Origin of the sequence: Phyllobacterium sp. OV277 (genome assembly GCF_900104355.1) — a bacterium.
Taxonomy (GTDB): Bacteria; Pseudomonadota; Alphaproteobacteria; order Rhizobiales; family Rhizobiaceae; genus Phyllobacterium.
The window spans coordinates 1-23752 of the sequence record NZ_FNIY01000007.1 but is presented as its reverse complement, the minus strand read 5'-3'; the positions used below and the strand labels follow the sequence as shown (position 1 = coordinate 23752).

Sequence of the window (23752 nt, the reverse complement as noted above, 5' to 3'; positions counted from 1 at the left end):
CATGATGGTAATCGGTATCGCACATTATCTGACAGTTTCCGCGCTGCTGTTCACGATGGGGATTTTTGGTATCTTCCTCAATCGTAAGAACGTGATCGTCATCCTGATGTCGGTCGAATTGATCCTGCTTGCGGTCAACCTGAACTTCGTGGCGTTCTCCGCCGCTCTGGGGGATCTGGTTGGACAGGTTTTTGCATTGTTTGTCTTGACCGTTGCAGCCGCTGAGGCGGCCATCGGACTTGCTATTCTCGTCGTGTTCTACCGCAATCGTGGGTCGATTGCCGTGGAAGACGTCAACATGATGAAAGGTTGACGGGGGCATGCTGTATCTGGCGATTGTCTTCCTTCCGCTGCTCGGCTTTCTGATCGCGGGGCTCTTCGGCTCGGCTATCGGCGCAAAGGCGAGCGAGTATGTCACCACCGGTCTGATGATCGTGGTTGCGGTCCTCTCATGGATTGCCTTCACGACCGTAGCGCTCGGCCATGGCGAAGCATTCAAGGTTCCGGTCCTGCACTGGGTTGAATCGGGCTCGCTGAGCTTTGATTGGGCCTTGCGCATTGATACGCTGACTGCCGTCATGCTGATCGTCGTCAACACGGTTTCGGCGCTCGTCCATACCTATTCAATCGGCTATATGCATCACGATCCGCATCGGCCGCGTTTCTTCGCCTATCTGTCGCTTTTCACCTTTGCGATGTTGATGTTGGTGACCGGCGACAATCTGGTTCAGATGTTCTTCGGCTGGGAAGGCGTGGGTCTTGCCTCCTACCTGCTCATCGGTTTCTGGTTCAAAAAACCCTCGGCCAATGCTGCGGCGATGAAAGCTTTCATCGTCAACCGCGTCGGCGATTTTGGTTTCCTTCTCGGTATTTTCTCGCTGTTCGTCCTGTTCGATACGGTTCAGTTTGATACGCTGTTTCAATCAGCTGCCTCCTATCTTCCAGCAGAGGGAGCAGGGGACGGCAAAATTGTCCTGAATTTCCTCGGCTATGCGCTGGGCAAGCAGGAAGCGATCACGGTTGCCTGTCTGCTGCTGTTCATGGGCGCGATGGGTAAATCGGCGCAGTTCCTGCTGCACACATGGCTGCCTGACGCGATGGAAGGCCCGACACCGGTTTCCGCACTCATCCACGCCGCAACGATGGTGACGGCAGGTGTATTCATGGTTGCCCGCCTGTCGCCGATCTTCGAATTGTCGCACACGGCTTTGATTGTCGTCACATTCGTTGGCGCAACCACGGCATTCTTTGCGGCAACGGTTGGTCTCGTCCAGAACGACATCAAGCGCGTCATCGCCTATTCGACCTGCTCGCAGCTCGGCTATATGTTCGTGGCGCTCGGTCTTGGTGCCTATGGCGCCGCCATTTTCCACCTGTTCACACACGCTTTCTTCAAGGCGCTGCTGTTCCTTGGTGCGGGTTCCGTCATTCACGCGGTTTCCGATGAGCAGGACATGCGCAATATGGGTGGTCTGCGCAAGCTGATCCCGCAAACATACTGGATGATGGTTATCGGCACGATCGCCCTGACCGGCCTTGGTATTCCCGGCACGTCTATCGGTACTGCTGGCTTTTTCTCCAAGGATGCGATCATTGAATCGGCCTATGCTTCGACAAGCCCGGCTGCCACTTATGCCTTTGTCCTGCTTGTGATTGCCGCGCTGTTCACCAGCTTCTATTCATGGCGCCTGATTTTCATGACGTTCCATGGCAAGCCGCGCGCCTCGCACGATGTCATGCATCACGTCCATGAATCGCCCTATGTCATGCTGGTGCCGCTGTTCATTCTCGCAATTGGTGCATTGTTTGCCGGCGTGGTCTTCCGCGAATACTTCTTCGGCCACGAATATGCCGAGTTCTGGAAGGGCGCGCTGTTTACGGGCAAGGAAAACGAGATTCTGGAACTGCATCATCATGTTCCAGCGCTTGTTGCCGCCTCGCCATTCCTGGCGATGCTGGCTGGATTTATCCTCGCTTGGATCTTCTACATCCGCTCGCCGGAAACGCCGAAGCGTCTGGCCGAGCAGCATCGCGGTCTCTACCAGTTCCTGCTCAACAAGTGGTATTTTGACGAACTCTACGACTTCCTGTTCGTGCGTCCGGCAAAGGCCCTTGGCAAGTTCCTGTGGAAGAAGGGCGATGGCTGGCTCATTGACGGCCATGGTCCGGACGGGATTTCTGCCCGGGTTGTCGATATCACCAACCGCGTGGTGCGTCTGCAGACCGGTTACCTCTATCATTATGCGTTCGCGATGCTCATTGGGGTCGCCGCACTCGTCACGTGGATGATGCTCGGGAGCAACTTCTGATGACCGACTGGCCAATTCTCTCGACTGTTACCTTCCTGCCATTGGTCGGTGCGCTCCTGATCCTTCTGATCCGGGATGACAGTGAATCCGCGCGGCGCAATATCCGCAATGTGGCACTGTGGACGACGGTTATCACATTCCTCTTGTCCCTGCCGATCTGGTACTATTTCGACAAGGGCCATGCCGGCTTCCAGTTCGTGGAAAAGCTTGCCTGGCTCGACTCCGGAATTTCCTATCATATGGGCGTGGACGGCATTTCGATGCTGTTCGTCATCCTGACGACATTCCTGATGCCGCTTTGCATCCTTGCCAGCTGGGAAGCGATCCAGACCCGCGTCAAGGAATACATGATTGCCTTCCTCGTGCTTGAAACACTGATGATTGGTGTGTTCTGTGCGCTGGATATCGTGCTGTTCTACGTATTCTTCGAAGCCGTGCTGGTGCCGATGTTCATCATCATCGGCGTCTGGGGTGGCAAGCGCCGCGTCTATGCCAGCTTCAAGTTCTTCCTTTATACGCTGCTCGGTTCTGTCCTGATGCTGATCGCCATCATGGCCATGTACTGGCAGGCTGGCACGACAGACATTCCAACACTGCTGGCACATTCTTTCCCTGTGTCCATGCAGACATGGCTGTGGCTGGCATTCTTTGCATCCTTTGCCGTGAAGATGCCGATGTGGCCTGTGCATACCTGGTTGCCGGATGCGCACGTGGAAGCACCGACAGCGGCATCCGCCATTCTGGCCGGTATCCTGTTGAAGCTCGGTGGCTACGGCTTCCTGCGCTTCTCCCTCCCGATGTTTCCGGTTGCCTCGGCTGATTTTGCTCCGTTGATCTACACGCTCTCGGTTGTTGCCATCGTCTACACATCCTTGGTTGCGCTGATGCAGGAAGACATCAAGAAGTTGATCGCCTATTCCTCCGTTGCGCACATGGGTTACGTGACCATGGGTATCTTTGCAGCGAACGAGCAGGGCATTCAGGGCGCATTGTTCCAGATGCTTTCGCACGGCCTCGTTTCAGCCGCGCTGTTCCTTTGCGTCGGTGTTGTTTATGATCGCACCCATACCCGCGAAATCTCTGCCTATGGTGGCCTTGTCAATAACATGCCGAAATATGCGGTGGTGTTCCTGATCCTGACCATGGCCAATGTCGGCCTGCCGGGAACCTCGGGCTTCATCGGTGAATTCCTGACGCTGCTTGGTGTCTTCCGGGTCAACACATGGGTTGCACTGTTTGCAACATCAGGTGTGATTTTCTCGGCGGCCTATGCGCTGTGGCTCTATCGCCGCGTGGTGTTCGGTTCGCTCGACAAGGAAAGCCTGAAGTCACTGCTGGACATGTCGCCACGCGAAAAGCTGGTTGTCTATCCGCTGGTGATCCTCACCATCTTCTATGGTGTTTATCCGATGCCCGTTTTCGACGCGACGGCAAGCTCGGTTCACGCCCTTATCAATCAATACAATAACGCGCTGTCCGCAGCCGCCACACTGGCGCTGAAATAGCAGGAAGAGGCCAAGGCCGATGCAGACCGACATGATTGCCAACTTGACGCTTATGGCCCCTGAACTGCTCATCGCAGTGGGAGCATTGGCTCTTCTGATGATCGGGGCCTACTCCGGTGAACGGGCAAATTCCGTGGTCAACGGACTGGCGGTTGCCGTGCTGCTTGCAGCATTGGCGCTCGTTGTCCTGTTCCCGCATGATGGCCATGTTTTTGGCCGGGCCTTTGTTTCGGACCCATTCTCGCGCTTCATGAAGGTGCTGACACTGGTTGGCTCCATTGTCACGCTTGTCATGTCGGTGGGTTTTGCCAAGGCTGAAAAATTCGACAAGTTCGAATTCCCGATCCTCATCATGCTGGCGACCCTCGGCATGCTGCTGATGATCTCGGCCAATGATACATTGTCGCTCTATCTCGGCCTCGAATTGCAGTCTCTGGCGCTCTATGTCGTTGCCGCGATCAACCGTGACAGCACCCGCTCGACGGAAGCTGGCCTGAAGTATTTCGTCCTCGGCGCCCTGTCATCCGGTATGCTGCTTTACGGTATCTCGCTCGTTTACGGCTTTACCGGTCACACAGGTTTTGAAGGTATCGCACAGGCGCTTGCAGGCGGTGAACGTCAGCTTGGCGTGGTGTTTGGTCTGGTCTTTATCTTTGCGGGTCTTGCCTTCAAGATATCAGCTGTGCCTTTCCACATGTGGACACCCGACGTTTACGAAGGCGCGCCGACCCCGGTCACTGCGTTCTTTGCCACGGCACCGAAAATGGCCGCTATGGCCCTGCTTACCCGTGTTGCCGTTGAGACGTTCCAGCCGATCACCCATGACTGGCAGCAGATCATCGTCTTCATCGCCATCGCCTCAATGGTTCTGGGCGCGTTCGCCGCCATTGGTCAGCGCAACATCAAGCGCCTGATGGCCTATTCATCGATCAGCCATATGGGCTATGCGCTTGTTGGTCTGGCTGCCGGTACACAGGTTGGCGTGCGCGGCGTCGTCATCTATATGTTTATCTACCTGATCACCACGCTGGGTGTGTTTGCCTTCATTCTGGCGATGCGCCGCAAGCACGGCAATGTCGAACTGATCGAGGATTTGTCCGGACTTTCCCGCACCAATCCGATCATGGCGACAATCTTCACCATCCTGATGTTCTCGCTAGCAGGTATTCCGCCGCTCGCCGGGTTTTGGGGCAAGTGGTACACCTTCCTTGCCGCTGTTCAGGCCAACCTCTATGCGCTGGCTATCATCGGTATCGTGGCTTCGGTTGTGGGCGCGTTCTACTACCTGCGCATCATCAAGATCATGTGGTTCGATGAGCCAGCCGAAGGCTTTGTTCCGGTTGCCGGCGAACTGCGTCTGGTTCTTGGTGTTTCAGGCCTGCTGACGCTGCTTTATGTGCTCATCGGTGGTCCTGTTAGCACCTATGCGGAAGCTGCCGCGAAAACGTTCTTCTGAGGCCGGGAACCCTGATCAATGGGATTTTCGCTCTCGCCACTGGCGCAGCAAAACGGTTTCAGGCTTGAAGCTTTTGACACTGTTGGTTCGACCAATGCTGTTGCGCTGGAACGCGCGCAGGAGGGTGACGCCGGGCGGTTGTGGATTGTTTCCAAAAAACAGGAGAGCGGGCGCGGGCGTCGTGGCCGCGCTTGGGCGACATCCCACGGCAATCTGGCCGCATCGCTGTTGCTTACTGGTAATTTTGAATTGAAGACTGCAGCAACGCTTGGCTTCGTCGCCGGGCTTTCGCTGGCCGATGCGCTCGATGCGGTGTGCCCGCAGGCGGCGATTTCCGTTGGTGTTGATGGCGTAGGCAAGTCTGACCTGCGCATTGAACTCAAATGGCCCAATGATGTCCTGATCAACAAGGCCAAGCTATCGGGCATTCTGCTTGAATCGACGCTTTTGCCTGACGGACGCTTCGCTGTCGTCGTTGGCATTGGCGTCAATGTGGTTGCATACCCTGAGGACGTGCCGTATCCAGCCACATCGTTGAAGCAACTCGGCGCGGATTGCGATGCGGAAACCCTGTTTCTGGCACTGTCTGATGCTTGGCAGGAAAACAGCCGCATCTGGGACGAGGGGCGTGGTCTCTCGGAAATCCGCAAGCGTTGGCTGAAGCGGGCCGCCGGAATTGGCAGTGAAGTTGCAGTACGAGTCGACGGCTCGGTGCTGCGTGGTATATTCGAGACAATTGACGAAGACTGTCGTTTTGTCATACGCGATAATGATGGGGAGAGGGTGAAGATTGCTGCCGGCGATGTTCACTTCGGTGCAGTCGCATCAGCAAGTGCCGGATAGCCGGTTGTTAGGAGTATAAATGGCAAATTCCGATCAGGCGGAACTGGTGTTCCTGCCTCTAGGCGGTGTTGGTGAGATCGGGATGAATCTGGCCGTGTATGGCTATGGCCCCGCTCACAAACGCGAATGGGTCGTCGTTGATATGGGCGTCACCTTTGCTGGACCGGATCTTCCTGGCGCTGATCTTGTGCTTCCTGATATCCGTTTTCTGCAGGCAGAACGGCATAATCTCAAAGGCATTGTGATCACACATGCCCACGAAGACCATTATGGCGCATTGCTGGACCTCTGGCCCATGCTGAATGTGCCTGTCTATGCGACGCCGTTCACAGCCGGATTGCTGGAAGCCAAGCGTCACTCCGAGCCGGGCGCACCGGATATTCCCGTTACGATTTACCGTGCCGGAGAGAAATTCAACGTCGGCCCTTTCGAGTTCGAAGCGCTCGCCGTGACCCACTCGATTCCCGAACCTGTCTCGCTGGCAATCAAGACACCACTTGGCACCGTCATCCACACGGGTGACTGGAAGATGGACCCGGAACCATCGCTTGGACCTTTGATCGACGAAGCGCGTTTCCGTGCGCTCGGTGATGAAGGCGTTCTCGCCATGATGTGCGATTCCACCAATGCGCTGCGCGAAGGTGAATCGCCATCCGAGCGCGAAGTCGGCGACAGTCTGCGCGACATCATCGAGAATGCCCGTGGCCGCGTGGCCATCACGACCTTCTCGTCGAATGTCGGGCGTATCCGCTCCATTGCCATTGCTGCCCGCGATGCCGGGCGCCAGGTGCTGGTGCTTGGCCGCTCGATGAAGCGCATGATCGCTGTGGCCAGCGAACTTGGCTATCTCGACGGCATTCCGGAGTTCCTGTCCGAAGAGGACTACGGTTTCATTCCCCGCGAAAACATTGTCATCATCCTGACCGGCAGTCAGGGCGAATCCCGTGCTGCACTCGCCAAGCTCGCCCGCGATGAAATGCGCAGTGTGGCGCTTTCGGCCGGTGACACGGTCATTTATTCGTCGCGCACGATCCCCGGCAATGAAAAGCCGATCATCGAGACAAAGAACCTGCTGATCGAACAGGGCATTCACATCATCTCCGATGATGATCAGCTGGTGCACGTATCAGGCCATCCGCGCCGCAATGAGCTGAAGCGCATGTATGAATGGGTGCGTCCGCGTATCCTCGTGCCAGTTCACGGTGAAGCCGCACATCTGGTAGCACAGGGCTCGCTCGCCGCCATGGCAGGCATTCCGGAAGTGCCGCAGGTGCGCAATGGCGATATATTGCGTCTCGCACCGGGTAAGGCCGAGATCATCGATCAGGCGCCATTTGGCCGCTTGATCAAGGATGGCAGGCTGATCGGCGACGAGGAAGAAGTCGGCATCGTTGACCGCCGCAAGCTTTCCTATGTCGGCCATGTCGCCGTGTCGATGCTGCTTGATGCCAAGTACAACATCATTGAAGACCCGGAAGTCGTGCCTGTCGGGCTGCCGGAGAATGACCGTGAAGGTGAACTTCTCGAAGACCTGCTTTATGATGCTGCAGTGAGCGCCGTGCAAAGTATTCCGCGGGAAAAGCGTAGGGATCTCGCCATGGTCCGTGAGGCTGTTCGCCGCGCGGTGCGCGCTGCAACCAACGAGGCATGGGGCAAAAAGCCTGTTGTCACCGTGTTCGTAACGCGCGTTTGAGGTAAATGATGCTCGGCCGTCTGAATCATGTTGCTATCGCTGTTCCTGATCTGGCGGCGGCATCTGCTGTTTATCGCGATATGCTTGGCGCAAAACTCACCGCGCCGCAGGTTCTGCCGGAGCATGGTGTTACCGTTGTCTTCATCGATGTCGGCAATACCAAGATCGAACTGCTTGAGCCGCTGAATACGGATTCGCTGATTGCCGCTTTCCTTGCCAAGAACCCATCAGGCGGCATGCATCACGTCTGCTACGAAGTGACCGATATTCTGGCGGCGCGAAATCATCTAAAAGAGCAAGGCGCCCGCATTCTGGGCGACGGCGAACCAAAGATCGGCGCCCACGGCAAACCAGTTCTCTTTCTTCACCCGAAAGACTTCAACGGGACGCTGATCGAACTGGAGCAGGTCTGAAATGCCTATCGCAACTGGAATGGCTGTTTATTTCATCTTCTGGTGGCTGACGCTGTTCACCGTGCTGCCGATTGGCCTTCGCACCCAGGCCGACGAAGATGATGTCACGCTTGGCACGACTGCCAGCGCGCCCCATAAGCATCGCATGGGGCGGGTGTTCCTCATCACCACGATTGTCTCAGCAGTTATCTTTGTGATCTTCTATATCGTGAACCAGAAGCTCGGTTTCGGTGTTGATGATATCCCGGTTTTCTTCCCGAAACTGGATTAGTGTTTGCATGAATATTGTGGGTGGCGTGAACATGGTTCGTGGTTCGACAAGCTCACCATGAGGGAGGGTGTGGGCTGCAAGATAATCACCAACATTGCAGAATAAAGCTCCCTGCAAGCACATCTCTCCCTCATGGTGAGCTTGTCGAACCACGAACCACGTTTATGCAGAATAACTATTGCAGAATGCAGCCCCCTGACTCTGAGCGTGTTGAACCACCCATCACCCCGCAAAAAAACACCCAACCCTCAAGACCCCGTTGTTTGCCTGTAATGCGATGAAGTCTTGCCAAAACAACCCTGACAGATGCCAGTAATACTGCCCATACAGGCGGCAACCCGGATCAACGCTTCACCGCGCGTAAATGGTGCGGCGATAGCATAGCTGCAAAGCTTTAGAACTCTGCCAGCGATAGAGCCCGGAAGGCGAAGCAGCGTAGTCATGCGGCAATTGGCGAGCTTTGCGCAAATCTCGACGGCACTGTTGTCCCTGTCACGCCGGAAGTGATAGCGAAACGTCAGCCTCTCAAGCGGCACAGTCTCATAAGCGACGGCCAGCGGTGTCCAGCCGGTTTTTGCGCCCAGCGCCCATGCATGCCTGCACAGCCGCCAGTCCTCGCCGCCCGCCATACCTAACGCGTTGTCAAAGCGCAGATCGGTGCGGCGGAAAAAGTCGAGCTTGCCCATCCAACTCCCGGTTGCCAGCAATATTCTGTTGGCTTCATTGTTCTGGCGTTTGCGCGTTGCCTTATATTCACTCTTTCTATTTCTGCAGTTTAACCCGGCCCAAACAAGCCGCGCAGCAAATGAAACATTGGATGCGACGGGAGCACAACGAACAGGCGAAGCGACCATATCAAGGTCACCCCGATCCCGTTCTGCCAGCAACTCGACCAGCCAATCCGGTTCGACCTGCTCATCATCGTCGGCAAAAGTCATCAGATCATGATTGCCGTCCAAGGCAAATTCCAGTGCGCGATTGCGGGCGAACGCAATGCCTAGACGTGGTTCGAGTTCGTATTGAACAGATAGGTCTGGCACCTGTGAACGGAAAAGCTCCACAATATCCCGAAGCGTTGCCTCTTCATTGTTCTCCACAATGAGAAAATGCAGATGCACATCATCAGGAATATGCATGGCTGCGTAGGAAGCAAGCAGGTTCTGTAGCATGACCGGTCGGTTACGCGTCACTGTGCTTATGCATATACTGCGCTTGCGCGGCATTGCCGCGTTGCACCTGTCGTCAGTCATGGGTCGTCCCCGAACATACTAATGCGAAAAACGCGCCAATCCCCACGAAGGACGCGTCAATTTATGATCGAAGGCTAGCACGCCAAGATGATTTCAACATTACGACCTTAGGCGTATGCCGCGGTCTGACGGGTGGAAGAATGCGAATCGATGAGCGGCATCAGAGAGCCTTTTTCGCACTTTTGGATTCATTAGCCTGGACACAGAAAATCTCATCCATGGCTGAAATCGCCGATGCGATGATTATGCCGGGCGTGCAAGTAGTTTAAATATAGCGATGAAGCAGTGGCATAAAGAATAGCAGTACATTAATTCAAGTTTAAAAATGTTGGATAACGTGTTGTATTCCCAATACAAAGCAAAAAAAATGCAAGGCTTTCGCCTTGCATTGTTAGATCGCGTCTGACCTAATCCACTTGCGTGGTGGCTGCGTATTACCGCGCCAAAGGTCACATCCTCCCAAGACTTTGACCGCGCTGGAAAGCAGAATTATTCTTACTTTCTCATTATGATTAAAAAAATAGCGGACTGCCTTCGAAATGTCACGAAAAATATTCGATACAGTCATTTTTTGCTTACAAATCTGGCAGCGTAACAAAACTGTCACAAATTCGAGGCGTCTCATTTGTGGGTTGCGGGTTCCCAACCAGTCGTTAAGCCGCTAAGAAACATTGCTGCGCCGTGGATTCCCAAGGGTTTTGTGACGAGCGCAGCGACACTTTCAATGGCGCGTAATCCTTTGCGGAAATCAGCAAAGATTTTTGGGTTATACGCTAACTTTGCACTTGGTTTTGCCTGATTCTTCAAGCATTCAGGCTGTGTTTCAATTTGGTGATCTCAATGCGGCTTTCCCGTTATTTTCTGCCTATCCTGAAAGAGAATCCTAAAGAGGCGGAAATCGTCTCGCACCGGCTGATGCTGCGTGCCGGTCTGATCCGTCAGGAATCGGCCGGCATTTATGCCTGGCTGCCGGCAGGGCTGCGTATTCTCAATAAGGTATCGAATATCATCCGCGAGGAACAGAATCGGTCCGGCGCGATTGAATTGCTGATGCCGACGATCCAGTCCGCCGATCTGTGGCGTGAAAGCGGCCGTTACGACGCCTATGGCGATGAGATGTTGCGCATCAAGGACCGCGGTGATCGCGAGATGCTGTATGGTCCGACCAATGAGGAAATGATCACCGAGATTTTCCGGGCTTATGTGAAGTCTTACAAGGACCTGCCGCTCAATCTTTATCACATCCAGTGGAAGTTCCGCGATGAGCGCCGCCCGCGTTTCGGTGTTATGCGCTCGCGCGAATTCCTGATGAAGGATGCCTATTCCTTCGATCTCGACTTCGACGGAGCGAAGGCAGCCTATAACCGCATGTTCGTTGCATATCTCAGGACATTCTCACGTCTTGGTATCAAGGTCATTCCGATGCGTGCTGATACGGGTCCCATCGGCGGTGAACTCAGCCATGAATTCATCATTCTGGCCGAGACAGGCGAGAGTCAGGTCTATTGTGACCGTGCTTATCTCGATCTGCCGGTTCCCGGTGCCGATACCAATTTTGATGATAATGCGCAGATCGCCGATATCGTAACGCAATGGACGACGCCCTATGCGGCGACGGACGAAATGCACGATGAAGCTGCCTGGGGCAAGGTTGGTTCGTCCGATCAGCTCGCCGCGCGCGGCATCGAAGTCGGGCACATCTTCCATTTCGGCACCAAATATTCCGAGCCAATGGGTGCCAAGGTCAGTGGCCCCGATGGCAAGGATCATCTGGTCTCCATGGGATCATACGGTATCGGCCCATCGCGCGTTGTCGCGGCGATCGTCGAAGCATCGCATGACGAGAACGGCATCATCTGGCCGAAGGCGGTTGCGCCGTTTGGTGCAGGCATCGTCAACATGAAGCCGGGCGATGAAGCCTGCGATGCGGTTTCCGCCAAGCTCTACGAAGCTTTGACCAATGCCGGTCTTGAGCCCTTGCTCGATGATACGGAAGACCGACCCGGTGCGAAATTCGCCAAGATGGACCTGATCGGCCTGCCCACGCAGGTGATTGTCGGTCCGCGCGGTGTTGCCGCTGGCGAAGTCGAGATAAAAGATCGCGCGACGGGTGAACGTGAAACCCTGAGCATTGAAGCTGCAATCAACAAGCTTGCAGGCCCTGCTGACATTCAGGCTGGAACTCTATGACTGAACCGGCCGTCACTGCTGTCCAACCGGGTCCAAAACCGTTCTCTGCCTATGAACGGATGATTGCATGGCGCTATCTGCGCGCCCGGCGCAAGGAAACGTTTATTTCGGTGATCGCCGGTTTTTCCTTCACCGGCATCATGCTTGGCGTGGCGACGCTCATTATCGTCATGGCCGTCATGAATGGCTTTCGCAGCGAGTTGCTGACGCGCATTCTTGGCATTAACGGCCATGTCATCATGCAGCCAATGGATCGGCCGCTTGATGATTATGATAATCTTATCAAGCGCATCGATACGGTGCCGGGCGTTTCCTTCGCCATTCCTGTCATTGAAGGACAGGTGCTGGGGCAGGGCAATGTCGGGCAGGGCACCGGCACACTGGTGCGCGGCCTGCGTGAAGAGGATATCAACAAGCTTCAGCTGGTTGCCAAGAATGTCAAACAGGGCACCTTTGCCAATTTCGACAAGGCGGGCGGCGTGGCTATCGGCACGCGCATGGCGGAAAATCTGGGATTGGGCATTGGCGACAAACTCACATTGATGTCGCTGGATGGTGACGTGACCCCGCTCGGCGTGTCGCCGCGGGTCAAATCCTATCCTGTGGTGGCAATTTTCCAGATCGGCATGTCTGAATATGACGCGTCAATCGCACTTATGCCGCTGGACGAGGCGCAGCTTTATTTCAATCAGGAAGGCAAGGTCCAATCCATCGAGATTTTTGCCAACAACCCTGACAATGTTGATGCGTTGAAAAAGCCGATTGAGGATGCGGCGGCACGGCCGCTGATGCTCACGGACTGGCGCCAGCGCAACGTGACCTTCTTCTCGGCGCTTCAGGTCGAACGCAACGTCATGTTCATGATCCTGACCCTGATTGTGCTTGTTGCGGCGCTGAACATCATTTCCGGCCTGATCATGCTGGTGAAGGATAAGGGCCGCGATATTGCGATTCTCAGAACCATGGGCGCAACGCGAAACTCGGTCATGCGCATCTTCCTGATGACAGGAGCAGCGATTGGCGTCACCGGTACGATTGCCGGTGTGGCGCTTGGCGTTCTTGTTTGCCTGAATGTGGAGCGGATCAGACAGTTTTTCTCGTGGTTATCAGGTACGACCCTGTTCAACCCTGAACTTTATTTCCTCAGCACATTGCCCGCCAAGATGGATTTCAACGAGACCTTCACCGTTATTCTGATGGCGCTTGTCCTGTCGTTTCTGGCAACGCTGTTCCCCGCATGGCGCGCAGCCAAGCTCGATCCTGTTGAAGCTTTGAGGTACGAATAATGTCAGCCGGGCCTATTCTTCAGCTGACCAATGTCGGCCGCCGGTACAATGAAATTGACCGGGAACTCGTCATTCTTGACGATGCGAGTTTCTCGCTTGGGCGAGGCGAGATGGTGGCGCTTGTCGCTCCGTCAGGTGCCGGTAAGTCGACGCTGCTACACACGGCGGGCCTTTTGGAGCGGCCTGACAATGGCGACGTGATTCTGGATGGGCGCGCCTGTGGCTCGCTCTCCGATGAAGAGCGCACGGCGATCCGCCGCAATGATATCGGTTTCGTCTATCAGTTCCACCATCTGTTGCCGGAATTCTCGGCGCTTGAAAACGTGATGATGCCGCAGATGATCCGGGGCATGAAACCACGCGTGGCTTCCGAACGCGCGCAGCAATTGCTCGATTATATGAAAGTCGGCGCGCGCGCCTCGCACCGCCCGTCGGAACTCTCAGGCGGTGAGCAGCAGCGTGTGGCTATCGCCCGCGCCGTGGCCAATGCACCGCTTGTGCTTCTGGCTGACGAACCAACAGGCAATCTTGATCCGGTAACGGCGTCCTACGTTTTCGAGGCGCTGGAAGCACTGGTGCGCCAGTCCGGCCTGTCGGCAATGATTGCCACACACAATCACGAACTTGCCCTGCGTATGGATCGCCGGGTAACGCTCCAGGACGGCAAGATCACCACCGTCTCCTGATCCGGGAACAAGGGATGCGAAGCAAATTCGCATCCCTTTTACTGCGTGCCATCAATCCCATCCAGCTTCGTTTTACCCTCTGTTAAGAAATCGACAACCATAGCACCAATGGTTGCTTTGGCGTGCTTGACTTTGGAACAAAAATAGAACAAAACATATACATAGAGCAAACTAAGAAGGGTTTTACCGATGAGCGAACTTTTCCAGGATGTCATGTCATTCGTTACAGTCAGCCTGTTTATTGCGACATTCGCAATGTGGGTGAGTGTTATCTGAAGAGACCGGAACCGTGATGACGACTGAAATCGTCAGTCATTTTGTTCCAGTCAGTTATATCTGGTTCCACCGGCGAATGACCGGCTCCGTCAGATCATGCTCATAGCCGAGCACGCTGATACTGGCGGTATCCAGAACGAAGAGCGAGCCGCCCTCTGGCGGCAAGCCAAGCCAGCGTGCCGCAAGGACGCGCAGGAAATGCGAACTTGAGAAGATGAGAATTCTGCTGTTCGCGTTGCGGATCTCGGCGATGATCCTGTCTGCACGGGCCCCGACATCGAATGCCAGTTCACCTTTGGGGCACCCGTCGCGAAAAAGCTGCCAGCCGGGGCGCTCAGCCAGAATCTCCTTGGTGGTAACACCTTCATAGGAACCATAATCCCATTCGGCCAGATCATCCTTGATGAGACGGGCGGAGCCATAACCGGCGAGGGCACAGGTATTCGATGCGCGCTGCGACGGGCTCGACCATACGGCGTCAAAGGCGTGGCCTTGCAGTCGATTCGTGAGTTGGCGCGCTGCCTCTTCGCCCGCTGCTGTCAGCGGTATGTCGGTTCGGCCCGTATGTTTGCCGGAAAGACTCCATTCGGTTTGACCGTGCCGAACCAGATAGATTTCAGGAAATGCGTTGCTCATCCATTGGGCCTTTCGTGTGCAAATGCGGGGTTGTTCACAGTCGCACGATCTGGCGGCCAAAGTATAGGTGGACACCCCAGAGCCATTGCCCGAGAATGGCCAAATGGTGAATCAGCGCATTCATCGGGAATCTTTTGGAGATGCAGGAATTGGCAGACGGACAGCGTAACCCGAACGAAGGCAATGCGGAAAAGCAGGCGCTTCGTTTTGTTCATCTGCGCGTGCATTCTGCCTATTCGCTGCTCGAAGGGGCGCTGCAGGTCGCCAAGGTTATTGATCTGGCCGTTGCCAACAAAGCGCCAGCCATTGCCATCACCGACACCAACAATCTGTTCGGTGCGCTTGAATTTGCCCAGAAGGGTTCCAAATCCGGTTTGCAGCCGATCATCGGTTGCCAGCTTGATATTGCTTTTCATGATCAGGCCGAGGAGAGCCGCAGCGCCAACCGGCGCGAAGCGCTTGGTCTTGCGCCGCTTGTTCTCTTGGCCGCGACGGAAGCGGGCTATGCCAATCTCGTTCGCCTTGTCAGCCGCGCCTATCTGGAAACGCCTGCGGGCGATCCTGTCCATGTTGCCGCCGCATGGCTGCCTGAGGTGTCCGATGGCATCATTGTGCTTTCGGGTGGGCCTGAAGGTCCTATCGCCAAGGCGATCAAGGATGAGCGTATTGACCGCGCGCGTCAGCGGCTGATCCATCTGCGTTCGATCTATGGCGATCGCCTCTATGTGGAATTGCAACGCCATCGCGGCTATGACCGTGCCTTGGAAGCAACCCATATTGATCTGGCATATGAGCTGGAGTTGCCGCTCGTTGCCACCAATGACGTGTTCTTTTCCAAGAGCGCGGATTATGAGGCGCATGATGCGCTGCTCGCCATTGCCGCCGGATCGCTGCTCTCGATTGATGATCGACGCCGCCTGACGCCGGATCATTATCTGAAGACCGAAGACGAGATGATCGCGCTGTTTGCCGATCTTCCGGAAGCGCTTGAAAATACCGTCGAGATCGCGTTGCGCTGCTCCTATTATCCAAAAAGCCGTGCACCGATCCTGCCGCGTTTTACCGGGATAAGCGATGATCCGGAAGCCGCGCTACAGGAAGAAGCCGATGAGTTGGCACGTCAGGCGCGTCAAGGTCTGGCGAGCCGCATTGAAACACTCGGCCTTGCCGATGGCCATACACCGCAGGAATACGCGGAGCGGCTGGAATACGAGATTTCGATCATCACCCGGATGAAATATCCGGGTTACTTCCTCATCGTTTCTGACTTTATCAAATGGGCGAAAGCCCATGATATTCCTGTGGGTCCGGGTCGTGGTTCGGGTGCAGGCTCGCTCGTTGCCTATGCGCTGACTATCACGGACGTTGACCCTCTGCGCTTCTCCCTGCTGTTCGAACGCTTCCTCAATCCGGACCGCGTATCGATGCCGGACTTTGACATCGATTTCTGCCAGGAACGCCGCGACGAGGTGATCCGCTATGTTCAGGCCAAATATGGCCGGGATCAGGTGGCGCAGATTATCACCTTCGGAACACTGCAGGCACGCGCTGTGCTGCGCGATGTCGGCCGTGTGCTTGAAATGCCCTATGGGCAGGTGGATCGCCTGACCAAGATGGTTCCGGCCAACCCGGCCAATCCGGTAACGCTGGCGAAAGCCATCGAGGATGAACCGCGTCTGCGCGAGGAACGCGACAAGGAGCCGGTGGTCGAGCGCTTGCTCGATATCGCGCTGAAGCTCGAAGGGCTTTACCGCCACGCATCGACCCATGCCGCCGGTATAGTTATTGGTGATCGTCCGCTCTCCGAACTCGTGCCGATGTACCGCGATCCGCGCTCCGACATGCCGGTCACGCAGTTCAACATGAAGATGGTGGAAGAGGCGGGTCTGGTCAAATTCGACTTTCTCGGCCTCAAAACCCTCACCGTGCTGCAAACGGCCGTCAATCTGGTCAAGCGGCGCGGCATTGCCGTCGATATTTCCAATCTGCCGCTTGATGACAAGCTAAGCTATGAAATGCTGTCGCGCGGCGAGACGGTCGGCGTGTTTCAGGTGGAAAGTACCGGTATGCGCAAGGCGCTGATCGGCATGAAGCCTGACCGGATCGAGGACATTATCGCGCTCGTTGCGCTTTATCGTCCGGGTCCGATGGAGAACATTCCGACCTATAATGCGCGCAAGAATGGCGATGAGGAGATGGCTTCGATCCATCCCAAGATCGACCATCTCGTCAAGGAAACCCAGGGCGTCATCATCTATCAGGAACAGGTGATGCAGATCGCGCAGGAAATGTCCGGCTATACGCTGGGTGAAGCCGATCTTCTGCGCCGCGCCATGGGTAAGAAGATTCGCGCCGAAATGGACAAGCAGCGCGAGCGCTTTGTCGATGGTGCGGTGGAACGCGGTGTTACCAAACCACAGGCGAATTTCATTTTCGACCTGCTCGCCAAATTCGCCGATTACGGTTTCAACAAATCGCACGCCGCCGCCTATGCGATCGTCTCGTTCCAGACAGCCTATATGAAGGCGCATTATCCTGTTGAGTTCCTCGCATCGTCCATGACCTATGACATGGCCAATACCGACAAGCTCAATGATTTCAGGCGCGAGGCGCTGCGCCTCGGCATCGAAGTGGTCACGCCATCGGTCAACACCTCGTTCCGCCTCTTCGAAGTGGGTGATAACCGCATTTTCTATTCGCTGGCCGCCATCAAGGGCGTCGGTGAGGCGGCTGTCGATCACATCGTCGAAAAACGGGGTGATAAGCCCTATGCCAGTCTTGAAGATTTCTGCGAGAGAATTGACCCGCGTGTGGTCAATCGCCGTGTTTTTGAAAGCCTGATCAATGCCGGGGCGTTTGATTGCTTTGGCCGCCAACGGCCTGCGCTCATCGCCGGTCTCGACCGTATTATCGGCCATGCCCAGCGCACACAGGAAGACAGTGTCAGCGGGCAGGCGGATATTTTTGGCGGCATGGCCGCCGGTGGTTCGCAGGGCTTGCAGCTCCCCAATGCAGCGCCATGGTTGTCGGCGGAAAAACTGCGGCGTGAATTTGAGGCCGCTGGTTTCTATCTTTCGGCCCATCCGCTGGATGAATACCGCCCGATTCTCGAAAAGATGCGGGTGCAGAGCTGGGCCGAATTCTCCGCTGCCGTCAAACGCGGCGCCAATGCCGGGCGTCTGGCTGGAACCATCACCGCCAAGCAGGAACGCAAAACCAAAACCGGCAACAAGATGGGCATCATCCAGTTCTCCGATGCCTCCGGCCAGTTTGAAGCCGTGCTGTTCTCCGAGGCGCTGGCGCAATATCGCGATCTTCTGGAGCCCGGACGTTCCGTTGTGGTGACCGTTGGTGCCGAAGACCGGCCCGAGGGCATCAGCCTGCGCATCCAGACGGCGCAATCCCTCGAGGACGAGGCGACGCGTATGCAGAAGGCCTTGCGGCTCTATATGCGCTCCAGCGAACCCCTCAGCGCAATCACACCCTATCTCGCCCCACAAAATGACGGTCAGATCGTCAGCCTGATCCTGATCAAGGAAAACGGTGCGAGCGAAGTGGAAATAGAGCTACCCAACCGCTATCGCGTCGGCCCGCAAGTTGCCAGCGCGATGAAGGCGATACCCGGCGTGGTCGATGTGGAGATGGTGTAGCGTTTTGACGTTGTGTGAGGTTCGTGGTTCGACAAGCTCACCATGAGGGAGAGGGGTGGATGCAGCGATAATCACTCGCATTGCAGATCACCGACGTTGCAGAATATGGCTCCCTTTCATCCACACTCTCCCTCATGGTGAGCTTGTCGAACCACGAACCACACAATGCATCTGCCAATTTTCACCCCCCTCTGTCCTGTCGGACATCTCCCCCCTTGTGGGGGGTCCGAAGGACGGGCGAGACCCGTGGCTCGCCCCAGCAGTCCGACAGGACAGAGGGGGTGAACACCCAATGCCACTCACTTACACCTGACTCAATCTATAAAAAACATCCCATAAATATCAGAAAAACCTAATCTATTTCATCCGGCACTGGCCTTGTTCTCTGTCTGATCTTGCCAAACGTATACCCCGTTTCAACGGCATTATTGCCGAATTTCCCGCGCAATTTATCAATGGCTGTTTCCGCAACGGCGCGCTTGGTCGCCTGCACATCAACAAGATCGTGCGGGTCGGCGCGGCCATCATCGCCAAGATCAGTTACACCGATGCCGATGAGGCGAAATCGTGTGCCGTCAATCTCCTTTTCCAGCAATGCCAGCCCGGTGCGGAAAATCCGGTCGGCAAGCTGGGTGGGATCAGCCAATTGGCGATTGCGGGTTTTCAGCTTGAAATCGCTGGATTTGAGCTTGAGAACCACGGTTCGTCCAGCGATATCGGCTGCCTTCAGGCGGCGTGAAACCTTCTCGGCGAGCGAGCGCAGAATGGGAACCAGATCGTCAAGCGTACCGATATCCTCGTTGAAGGTTGTCTCAGCCGAAACGCTCTTGGATTCGCCGTCGGGTTCCACCCGGCGCGTGTCAATGCCGCGCGAGAGTTGATAAAGGCGCTGACCCATAGTGCCATAGGCGCGCATCAGCGCGCCAAGCTCCATGGTTTGCAACTGACCGATGGTGCGAATCCCGTCCTTCTCCAGCGTGGCGGCAAACACTTTGCCGACGCCCCAGATCATAGTGACCGGCTTGTCGTAGAGAAAACGTGGTGTTTCCTCCTCGCCGATGATGGAAAACCCACGCGGCTTGTCAAAGTCCGAGGCGATCTTTGCCAGAAACTTGCAGTAGGAGAGGCCGACAGAAACGGACAGGCCCATTTCCTTTTCCACCCGATTGGAAAACTGTGCCATGACCCGGACAGGCGGATCATGATGCAGGCGCTGCGTGCCTGTCAGATCAAGAAACGCCTCGTCAATGGACAGCGGCTCAACCTGCGGGGTCAGATCGCGCATCATCTGGCGGATTTCCCGCCCGACACGCACATATTTTTCCATATTGGGGCTGATAACCACCGCATGCGGACAGGCTTCCAGCGCCTTGAACATCGGCATGGCCGATTTTACGCCGTGAATGCGGGCGATATAGCAGGCGGTAGAGACCACGCCGCGTTTGCCGCCACCGATGATCAAAGGCTTGTCACGCAGATCAGGATTGTCGCGTTTTTCCACCGAAGCGTAGAACGCATCACAATCCACATGGGCGATTGAAAGCTTGTAGAGTTCCGGGTGGCGCAAGAGGCGCGGGCTGCCGCATTGCTGGCACCGGCGCCCGGCCGACGCCTGCGCGGTCAGACAGTCGCGGCAAAATCCAAATTCGGGATCGTTAAGGGTTGCCATGATACCAGGAACATAAATAGAACATGCCAAACGTACCGAAGTGGCAGGCGTCTTGCAAGCCGTTTACGCCTCAATACACATCCTGTCGTCCGCCCGGCAACAGCCGCAACGCTTCCTGAAACAGGGCAGGGACCGTTTGCGTCGCCTCGCAATAGCGCATCAGGGTTGGTTCGTGCGCCAGATAGAATTGCAGCACGCCAGCGAGGAAACCGGGTTCCTGTGCCGCCTCACGAATCTGCTCGGCGGTAATGCCCGTGAGCGCCAGAAAGCGCGGCAGCAGATCCGTATCCCCGGCCAGAAAAACCAGGGAATTGATCGCCAGATCCTGCGCGCTGTCGAGGTTCATCTGTTGTTTCATGGGTCTTGTCTGCTCCGTAATGTGTGCTCAACGGGGCACCCCCAGCGAACAATATTGCCAATTGAAGCCATTCAGGCCGGTTGTCGCAGGTCAAATGCGCACGCGCCAATTGAATCTGATCAAAATAACATGTTCAATAAAGCCTTGGTTAAACATGATCCGCAGCATTTTTGATTGGCATGAAGAGTTTCCTTTTCATCAATCAAAACTCGCTATCAAATGCATCCATTCAATGATGCTGCAGTGGGAGCCTTGTCAATACGGCAATCCCACACAACGCACGATCTATGGGAAGTGGCCAATGGTGAAGAAAGTTATGATCGTCGAGGACAATGAGCTGAATATGAAGCTCTTCCGCGACCTTATCGAAGCCAGCGGCTATGAAACCATCCGGACGCGCAATGGCCTTGAAGCGCTTGATCTGGCGCGCGAACACCGCCCTGATCTGATTCTCATGGATATCCAGCTGCCTGAAGTCTCGGGACTTGAGGTGACGAAATGGCTGAAAGCCGATGATGACCTGCATGTTATCCCGGTTATTGCCGTCACTGCCTTTGCCATGAAGGGCGATGAGGAACGCATCCGGCAGGGCGGCTGCGAAGCCTATATATCCAAGCCGATCTCAGTGCCGAAATTCATAGAAACCATCAAATCCTACCTTGGCGACGTTTGACCCGTCAGTTTTACCGGAGAAGTGAAATATGACGGCCCGCATTCTTGTCGTAGATGATGTTCCAGCCAATGTGAAACTGCTCGAAGCGCGGCTGAGCGCCGAATATTATGAAGTTGTCACCGCCACCAATGGTTATGAGGCGCTGGAGTTTTGCGAAAACAACAGCGTTGATGTCATCCTGCTTGATGTGATGATGCCGGGGATGGACGGATTCGAAGTCTGCCGCCGGCTGAAATCCCAGCCTCATACGGCGCATATTCCGGTTATTCTGGTGACGGCGCTTGATCAGGACATGGATCGCATCACCGGCCTGAATTTTGGCGCTGATGATTTTCTGACCAAGCCGGTCAACGATCTCCAACTGCTTGCGCGGGTCAAAAGTCTTGTGCGCCTGAAGAATCTCACGGATGAATTGCGGTTGCGCGTCGCGACAACCCGCGATGTCGGGCTTGAATCCATCCTGCGTTTTCCGAGCGGGATCGAAACTCTTGGGCGGGATGCGCGGGTTCTGCTGATCGATGAACGCCCGGCCAGCGCCGAGCGGATCAGGACTGTCCTGTCGCCGGAATGCGTGGTTGATGTCCAGACCGACCCGCAGACCGGTTTCTTTGATGCCATTCAGGGCAATCATGATTGCCTGATCATTGCATCGAGTTTTGCCGAGCATGATCCCTTGCGGATTTGCGCGCAGTTGCGCTCGCTCGACAATACCCGGTCCATGCCGATTATCCTTGTTGCCGATCCGGGCGAGGAGCCGAAAGTCCGGCGTGCGCTGGAGCTTGGCGTCAATGATTATGTGGTCCGGCCGTTGAATTCGAACGAATTGCTGGCGCGTTTGCGCACCCAGCTGCGGCGCAAGGCCTATCATGACGGCCTGCGTGCCAGCGTGGTGAAAACCTACGAAATGGCCGTCACCGACAGCCTGACCGGCCTGCACAACCGGCTTTATCTCGAAACACACCTTGCGACATTGTTCAAGCGTGCCGTCGACCGCCGCCGTCCGCTGTCGATCCTGATGACCGATATTGATCGCTTCAAGCTCATCAATGATACGCACGGGCATGATGGCGGCGATGAAGTGCTGCGTGAATTTGCCCGCCGCCTGCGGCGCAATGTGCGCGGCAGCGATCTTGCGAGCCGTTATGGCGGTGAGGAGTTTTTTATTGTCATGCCCGATACGGACCTGACCATGGCGGCTATCGTGGCCGAGCGAATCCGCCGCGAGGTGGCCTCGACGCCATTCTTTGTTGATGACGGTATCACCAGTGTGCCGGTAACCATCAGCATCGGCATTGCCAGCGTGCAGTCAAAGGATGACACGGTACAGAACATGCTCAAGCGTGCCGACGAGGCGCTTTACGGCGCCAAAGCATCCGGGCGGAATAAGGTCGTTTCCGCCGCTGCCTAGTGGCGTTTCCTTCCAAAGAGGTATCTCCGCCTGATCAAACCGGGCCTGATTCTTTGGATCGATATCCCGTGCGTGGGAGAGAGGGCGCGAATCGGCGCGCCGATTACAGAACCAGAAATATCCCGGAAAACAAAAATGCCGCCCGAAGGCGGCATTTTGATCATACGGGAAAAGCCAAGATTACTTGATCTTGGTTTCCTTGAATTCAACGTGCTTGCGTGCGACCGGGTCGTACTTACGGAAAGACATCTTTTCCGTCTTCGTACGGCTGTTCTTGCTCGTTACGTAGAAGAAACCGGTGTCAGCGGTCGACAGAAGCTTGATCTTGATGTTCGCAGCCTTAGCCATTTTCAGTTTACCTGTTTTAATTAGAAGAGGACCGCCGTTCAGTCCAACAACGTGGCTATAAGCGGAAATTCAGGCGGACACATACCAACACCCGCCAAAAAGTCAAGCCTAGAGCCACTATAATCTAAGCTTTGAAGTGCAATCCCGGTGATATCCGCGACAATCTGTGCTTGCCGGGCGCTGTTTCTTATACTGGCAGCGGCGGGCTACGCAAGCAGCCTGCCGCTATTGTCATTGTCCGCGATCAGAACCTTGTTGTCACATTGGCCTTGACGGCATTGTCGCGGGTTTGTTGCGAGAACTGGCCGGTATAGCTGAGGCCAAGCGTGGTTGCCTTGCCGATGCCAAAGTCCAGTCCTGCCTCGACGAGGGCTGTATCTGATGCGATGGGCAATCCATGGACCGGAAAAGCCTGACCACCACTGGCAAAGGCCAATGAGGCTTCCGGTGTGGTATCGCCAAAGGCATGCCGCCAGCCCGCCATGCCGCGCGCAGTGAGTGCGGTCGCCTCGCTCAAGACGAAGCGATGTGAGGCCCTGAGACCAAGGGTTGTGGTGGTCAGGTCAGTTGTATCAGATTGACCTGACAGGGCAGTCTTGCCGCCGGTCTCGGTAAAGGCATCGGTTTTCAGATGCGTATAGGCGGCTGCGGCAAAGGGTTCGAGGGCGGCATAGGCCGTATCGATCCGGTAGGCGGCTTCACCGAACAGCTGGACTGTGTTGGCCGAATAGTCTGCGGTGTTGCTGTCGCCGAGGGCTTTACGGCGCGTATCAATCTGATGATGGGCAAGGCTGGTGCCAAGGCTTAAAGTCAGTGCATCCAGTCTGGTGCC

At 55.7% G+C, this 23752-nt stretch carries 20 protein-coding genes; 14 read left to right on the top strand and 6 right to left on the bottom strand.

Annotation, left to right across the window (positions count from 1 at the left end):
• Window positions 1-4 precede the first annotated feature (4 nt).
• Genes nuoK through BLU05_RS19515 form a run of 8 tightly spaced genes read left to right on the top strand, consistent with a single transcriptional unit; the run spans window position 5 to window position 8490 of the window.
• The gene (gene nuoK, locus BLU05_RS19550; RefSeq protein ID WP_091883761.1) at window positions 5-313 is read left to right on the top strand and encodes an NADH-quinone oxidoreductase subunit NuoK; all 309 of its coding nucleotides are present in this window, start codon (window positions 5-7) and stop codon (window positions 311-313) included.
• A gap of 7 nt (window positions 314-320) precedes the next feature.
• Window positions 321-2309, top strand: a complete 1989-nt coding sequence (gene nuoL / locus BLU05_RS19545; protein WP_175540675.1) for an NADH-quinone oxidoreductase subunit L — start codon at window positions 321-323, stop codon at window positions 2307-2309.
• Entirely contained in the window at window positions 2309-3814 is a 1506-nt protein-coding gene (locus BLU05_RS19540; protein WP_091883759.1) for an NADH-quinone oxidoreductase subunit M, read from the top strand. Before nuoL ends, BLU05_RS19540 begins: the two co-directional genes overlap by 1 nt.
• A gap of 19 nt (window positions 3815-3833) precedes the next feature.
• Complete coding sequence (gene nuoN, locus BLU05_RS19535; protein ID WP_091883758.1) at window positions 3834-5270, top strand: NADH-quinone oxidoreductase subunit NuoN; 1437 nt, start codon at window positions 3834-3836, stop codon at window positions 5268-5270.
• Between the two features lie 18 nt (window positions 5271-5288).
• Window positions 5289-6113, top strand: a complete 825-nt coding sequence (locus BLU05_RS19530; RefSeq protein WP_091883757.1) for a biotin--[acetyl-CoA-carboxylase] ligase — start codon at window positions 5289-5291, stop codon at window positions 6111-6113.
• 19 nt (window positions 6114-6132) lie between these two features.
• Entirely contained in the window at window positions 6133-7806 is a 1674-nt protein-coding gene (locus BLU05_RS19525) for a ribonuclease J (RefSeq protein ID WP_091883755.1), read from the top strand.
• 8 nt (window positions 7807-7814) lie between these two features.
• Entirely contained in the window at window positions 7815-8219 is a 405-nt protein-coding gene (mce, locus tag BLU05_RS19520) for a methylmalonyl-CoA epimerase (protein WP_091883754.1), read from the top strand.
• Window position 8220: 1 nt separating this feature from the next.
• On the top strand, window positions 8221-8490 hold the full coding sequence (locus tag BLU05_RS19515) for a DUF1467 family protein (RefSeq protein ID WP_091883753.1): 270 nt from the start codon (window positions 8221-8223) through the stop codon (window positions 8488-8490).
• 248 nt (window positions 8491-8738) lie between these two features.
• Here BLU05_RS19515 and BLU05_RS19510 read toward each other — a convergent pair whose 3' ends face one another.
• A complete protein-coding gene (locus BLU05_RS19510; RefSeq protein ID WP_244518440.1) occupies window positions 8739-9680 on the bottom strand; it encodes a glycosyltransferase family 2 protein in 942 nt (313 codons plus the stop codon).
• A 900-nt stretch (window positions 9681-10580) separates the two neighbouring features.
• Here BLU05_RS19510 and proS point away from each other — a divergent pair.
• From proS to BLU05_RS19495, 3 genes are read left to right on the top strand one after another with little or no spacing between them, the layout of a single operon-like run.
• Window positions 10581-11930, top strand: coding sequence for a proline--tRNA ligase (gene proS, locus BLU05_RS19505; protein ID WP_091883750.1), 1350 nt, complete (start codon window positions 10581-10583; stop codon window positions 11928-11930).
• A complete protein-coding gene (locus BLU05_RS19500; protein ID WP_091883748.1) occupies window positions 11927-13216 on the top strand; it encodes a lipoprotein-releasing ABC transporter permease subunit in 1290 nt (429 codons plus the stop codon). The genes proS and BLU05_RS19500 overlap by 4 nt, the downstream gene beginning before the upstream one ends.
• On the top strand, window positions 13216-13902 hold the full coding sequence (locus BLU05_RS19495; protein WP_091883747.1) for an ABC transporter ATP-binding protein: 687 nt from the start codon (window positions 13216-13218) through the stop codon (window positions 13900-13902). Before BLU05_RS19500 ends, BLU05_RS19495 begins: the two co-directional genes overlap by 1 nt.
• A gap of 330 nt (window positions 13903-14232) precedes the next feature.
• Here the strand turns inward: BLU05_RS19495 and BLU05_RS19490 are convergent, their stop codons facing one another.
• Window positions 14233-14814, bottom strand: a complete 582-nt coding sequence (locus tag BLU05_RS19490) for a histidine phosphatase family protein (protein ID WP_091883745.1) — start codon at window positions 14812-14814, stop codon at window positions 14233-14235.
• A 149-nt stretch (window positions 14815-14963) separates the two neighbouring features.
• Here BLU05_RS19490 and dnaE point away from each other — a divergent pair, with 149 nt between their 5' ends.
• The gene (gene dnaE / locus BLU05_RS19485; RefSeq protein ID WP_091884093.1) at window positions 14964-18464 is read left to right on the top strand and encodes a DNA polymerase III subunit alpha; all 3501 of its coding nucleotides are present in this window, start codon (window positions 14964-14966) and stop codon (window positions 18462-18464) included.
• Between the two features lie 352 nt (window positions 18465-18816).
• Here the strand turns inward: dnaE and BLU05_RS19480 are convergent, their stop codons facing one another.
• Window positions 18817-20133 carry a DNA polymerase IV gene (locus tag BLU05_RS19480; RefSeq protein ID WP_091884090.1) on the bottom strand — a complete coding sequence of 439 codons (1317 nt, stop codon included), beginning with the start codon at window positions 20131-20133 and terminating at the stop codon, window positions 18817-18819.
• Window positions 20134-20203: 70 nt separating this feature from the next.
• Entirely contained in the window at window positions 20204-20491 is a 288-nt protein-coding gene (locus BLU05_RS19475; protein WP_091883743.1) for a DUF3572 domain-containing protein, read from the bottom strand.
• Window positions 20492-20792: 301 nt separating this feature from the next.
• Between BLU05_RS19475 and BLU05_RS19470 the strand changes: the two genes are divergently transcribed.
• Window positions 20793-21164 carry a response regulator gene (locus BLU05_RS19470; RefSeq protein WP_091884087.1) on the top strand — a complete coding sequence of 124 codons (372 nt, stop codon included), beginning with the start codon at window positions 20793-20795 and terminating at the stop codon, window positions 21162-21164.
• Between the two features lie 28 nt (window positions 21165-21192).
• Window positions 21193-22572 carry a PleD family two-component system response regulator gene (locus BLU05_RS19465; RefSeq protein WP_091883742.1) on the top strand — a complete coding sequence of 460 codons (1380 nt, stop codon included), beginning with the start codon at window positions 21193-21195 and terminating at the stop codon, window positions 22570-22572.
• Window positions 22573-22752: 180 nt separating this feature from the next.
• On the opposite strand, the gene rpmG is transcribed toward BLU05_RS19465, so the two are convergent.
• A complete protein-coding gene (gene rpmG / locus BLU05_RS19460; protein ID WP_008122896.1) occupies window positions 22753-22920 on the bottom strand; it encodes a 50S ribosomal protein L33 in 168 nt (55 codons plus the stop codon).
• 244 nt (window positions 22921-23164) lie between these two features.
• On the bottom strand, window positions 23165-23752 hold a 588-nt coding region (locus BLU05_RS19455; RefSeq protein ID WP_139210491.1), incomplete at its 5' end, for an autotransporter outer membrane beta-barrel domain-containing protein.

Excerpts from the sequence above, each read along its gene's own strand:
- nuoK (WP_091883761.1), top strand. The coding sequence starts at position 5 with ATGGTAATCGGTATCGCACATTATCTGACAGTTTCCGCGCTGCTGTTC.
- nuoL (WP_175540675.1), top strand. The coding sequence starts at position 321 with ATGCTGTATCTGGCGATTGTCTTCCTTCCGCTGCTCGGCTTTCTGATC.
- BLU05_RS19540 (WP_091883759.1), top strand. The coding sequence starts at position 2,309 with ATGACCGACTGGCCAATTCTCTCGACTGTTACCTTCCTGCCATTGGTC.
- nuoN (WP_091883758.1), top strand. The coding sequence starts at position 3,834 with ATGCAGACCGACATGATTGCCAACTTGACGCTTATGGCCCCTGAACTG.
- BLU05_RS19530 (WP_091883757.1), top strand. The coding sequence starts at position 5,289 with ATGGGATTTTCGCTCTCGCCACTGGCGCAGCAAAACGGTTTCAGGCTT.
- BLU05_RS19525 (WP_091883755.1), top strand. The coding sequence starts at position 6,133 with ATGGCAAATTCCGATCAGGCGGAACTGGTGTTCCTGCCTCTAGGCGGT.
- mce (WP_091883754.1), top strand. The coding sequence starts at position 7,815 with ATGCTCGGCCGTCTGAATCATGTTGCTATCGCTGTTCCTGATCTGGCG.
- BLU05_RS19515 (WP_091883753.1), top strand. The coding sequence starts at position 8,221 with ATGCCTATCGCAACTGGAATGGCTGTTTATTTCATCTTCTGGTGGCTG.
- proS (WP_091883750.1), top strand. The coding sequence starts at position 10,581 with ATGCGGCTTTCCCGTTATTTTCTGCCTATCCTGAAAGAGAATCCTAAA.
- BLU05_RS19500 (WP_091883748.1), top strand. The coding sequence starts at position 11,927 with ATGACTGAACCGGCCGTCACTGCTGTCCAACCGGGTCCAAAACCGTTC.
- BLU05_RS19495 (WP_091883747.1), top strand. The coding sequence starts at position 13,216 with ATGTCAGCCGGGCCTATTCTTCAGCTGACCAATGTCGGCCGCCGGTAC.
- BLU05_RS19490 (WP_091883745.1), bottom strand. The coding sequence starts at position 14,814 with ATGAGCAACGCATTTCCTGAAATCTATCTGGTTCGGCACGGTCAAACC.
- BLU05_RS19480 (WP_091884090.1), bottom strand. The coding sequence starts at position 20,133 with ATGGCAACCCTTAACGATCCCGAATTTGGATTTTGCCGCGACTGTCTG.
- BLU05_RS19475 (WP_091883743.1), bottom strand. The coding sequence starts at position 20,491 with ATGAAACAACAGATGAACCTCGACAGCGCGCAGGATCTGGCGATCAAT.
- BLU05_RS19470 (WP_091884087.1), top strand. The coding sequence starts at position 20,793 with ATGGTGAAGAAAGTTATGATCGTCGAGGACAATGAGCTGAATATGAAG.
- BLU05_RS19465 (WP_091883742.1), top strand. The coding sequence starts at position 21,193 with ATGACGGCCCGCATTCTTGTCGTAGATGATGTTCCAGCCAATGTGAAA.
- rpmG (WP_008122896.1), bottom strand. The coding sequence starts at position 22,920 with ATGGCTAAGGCTGCGAACATCAAGATCAAGCTTCTGTCGACCGCTGAC.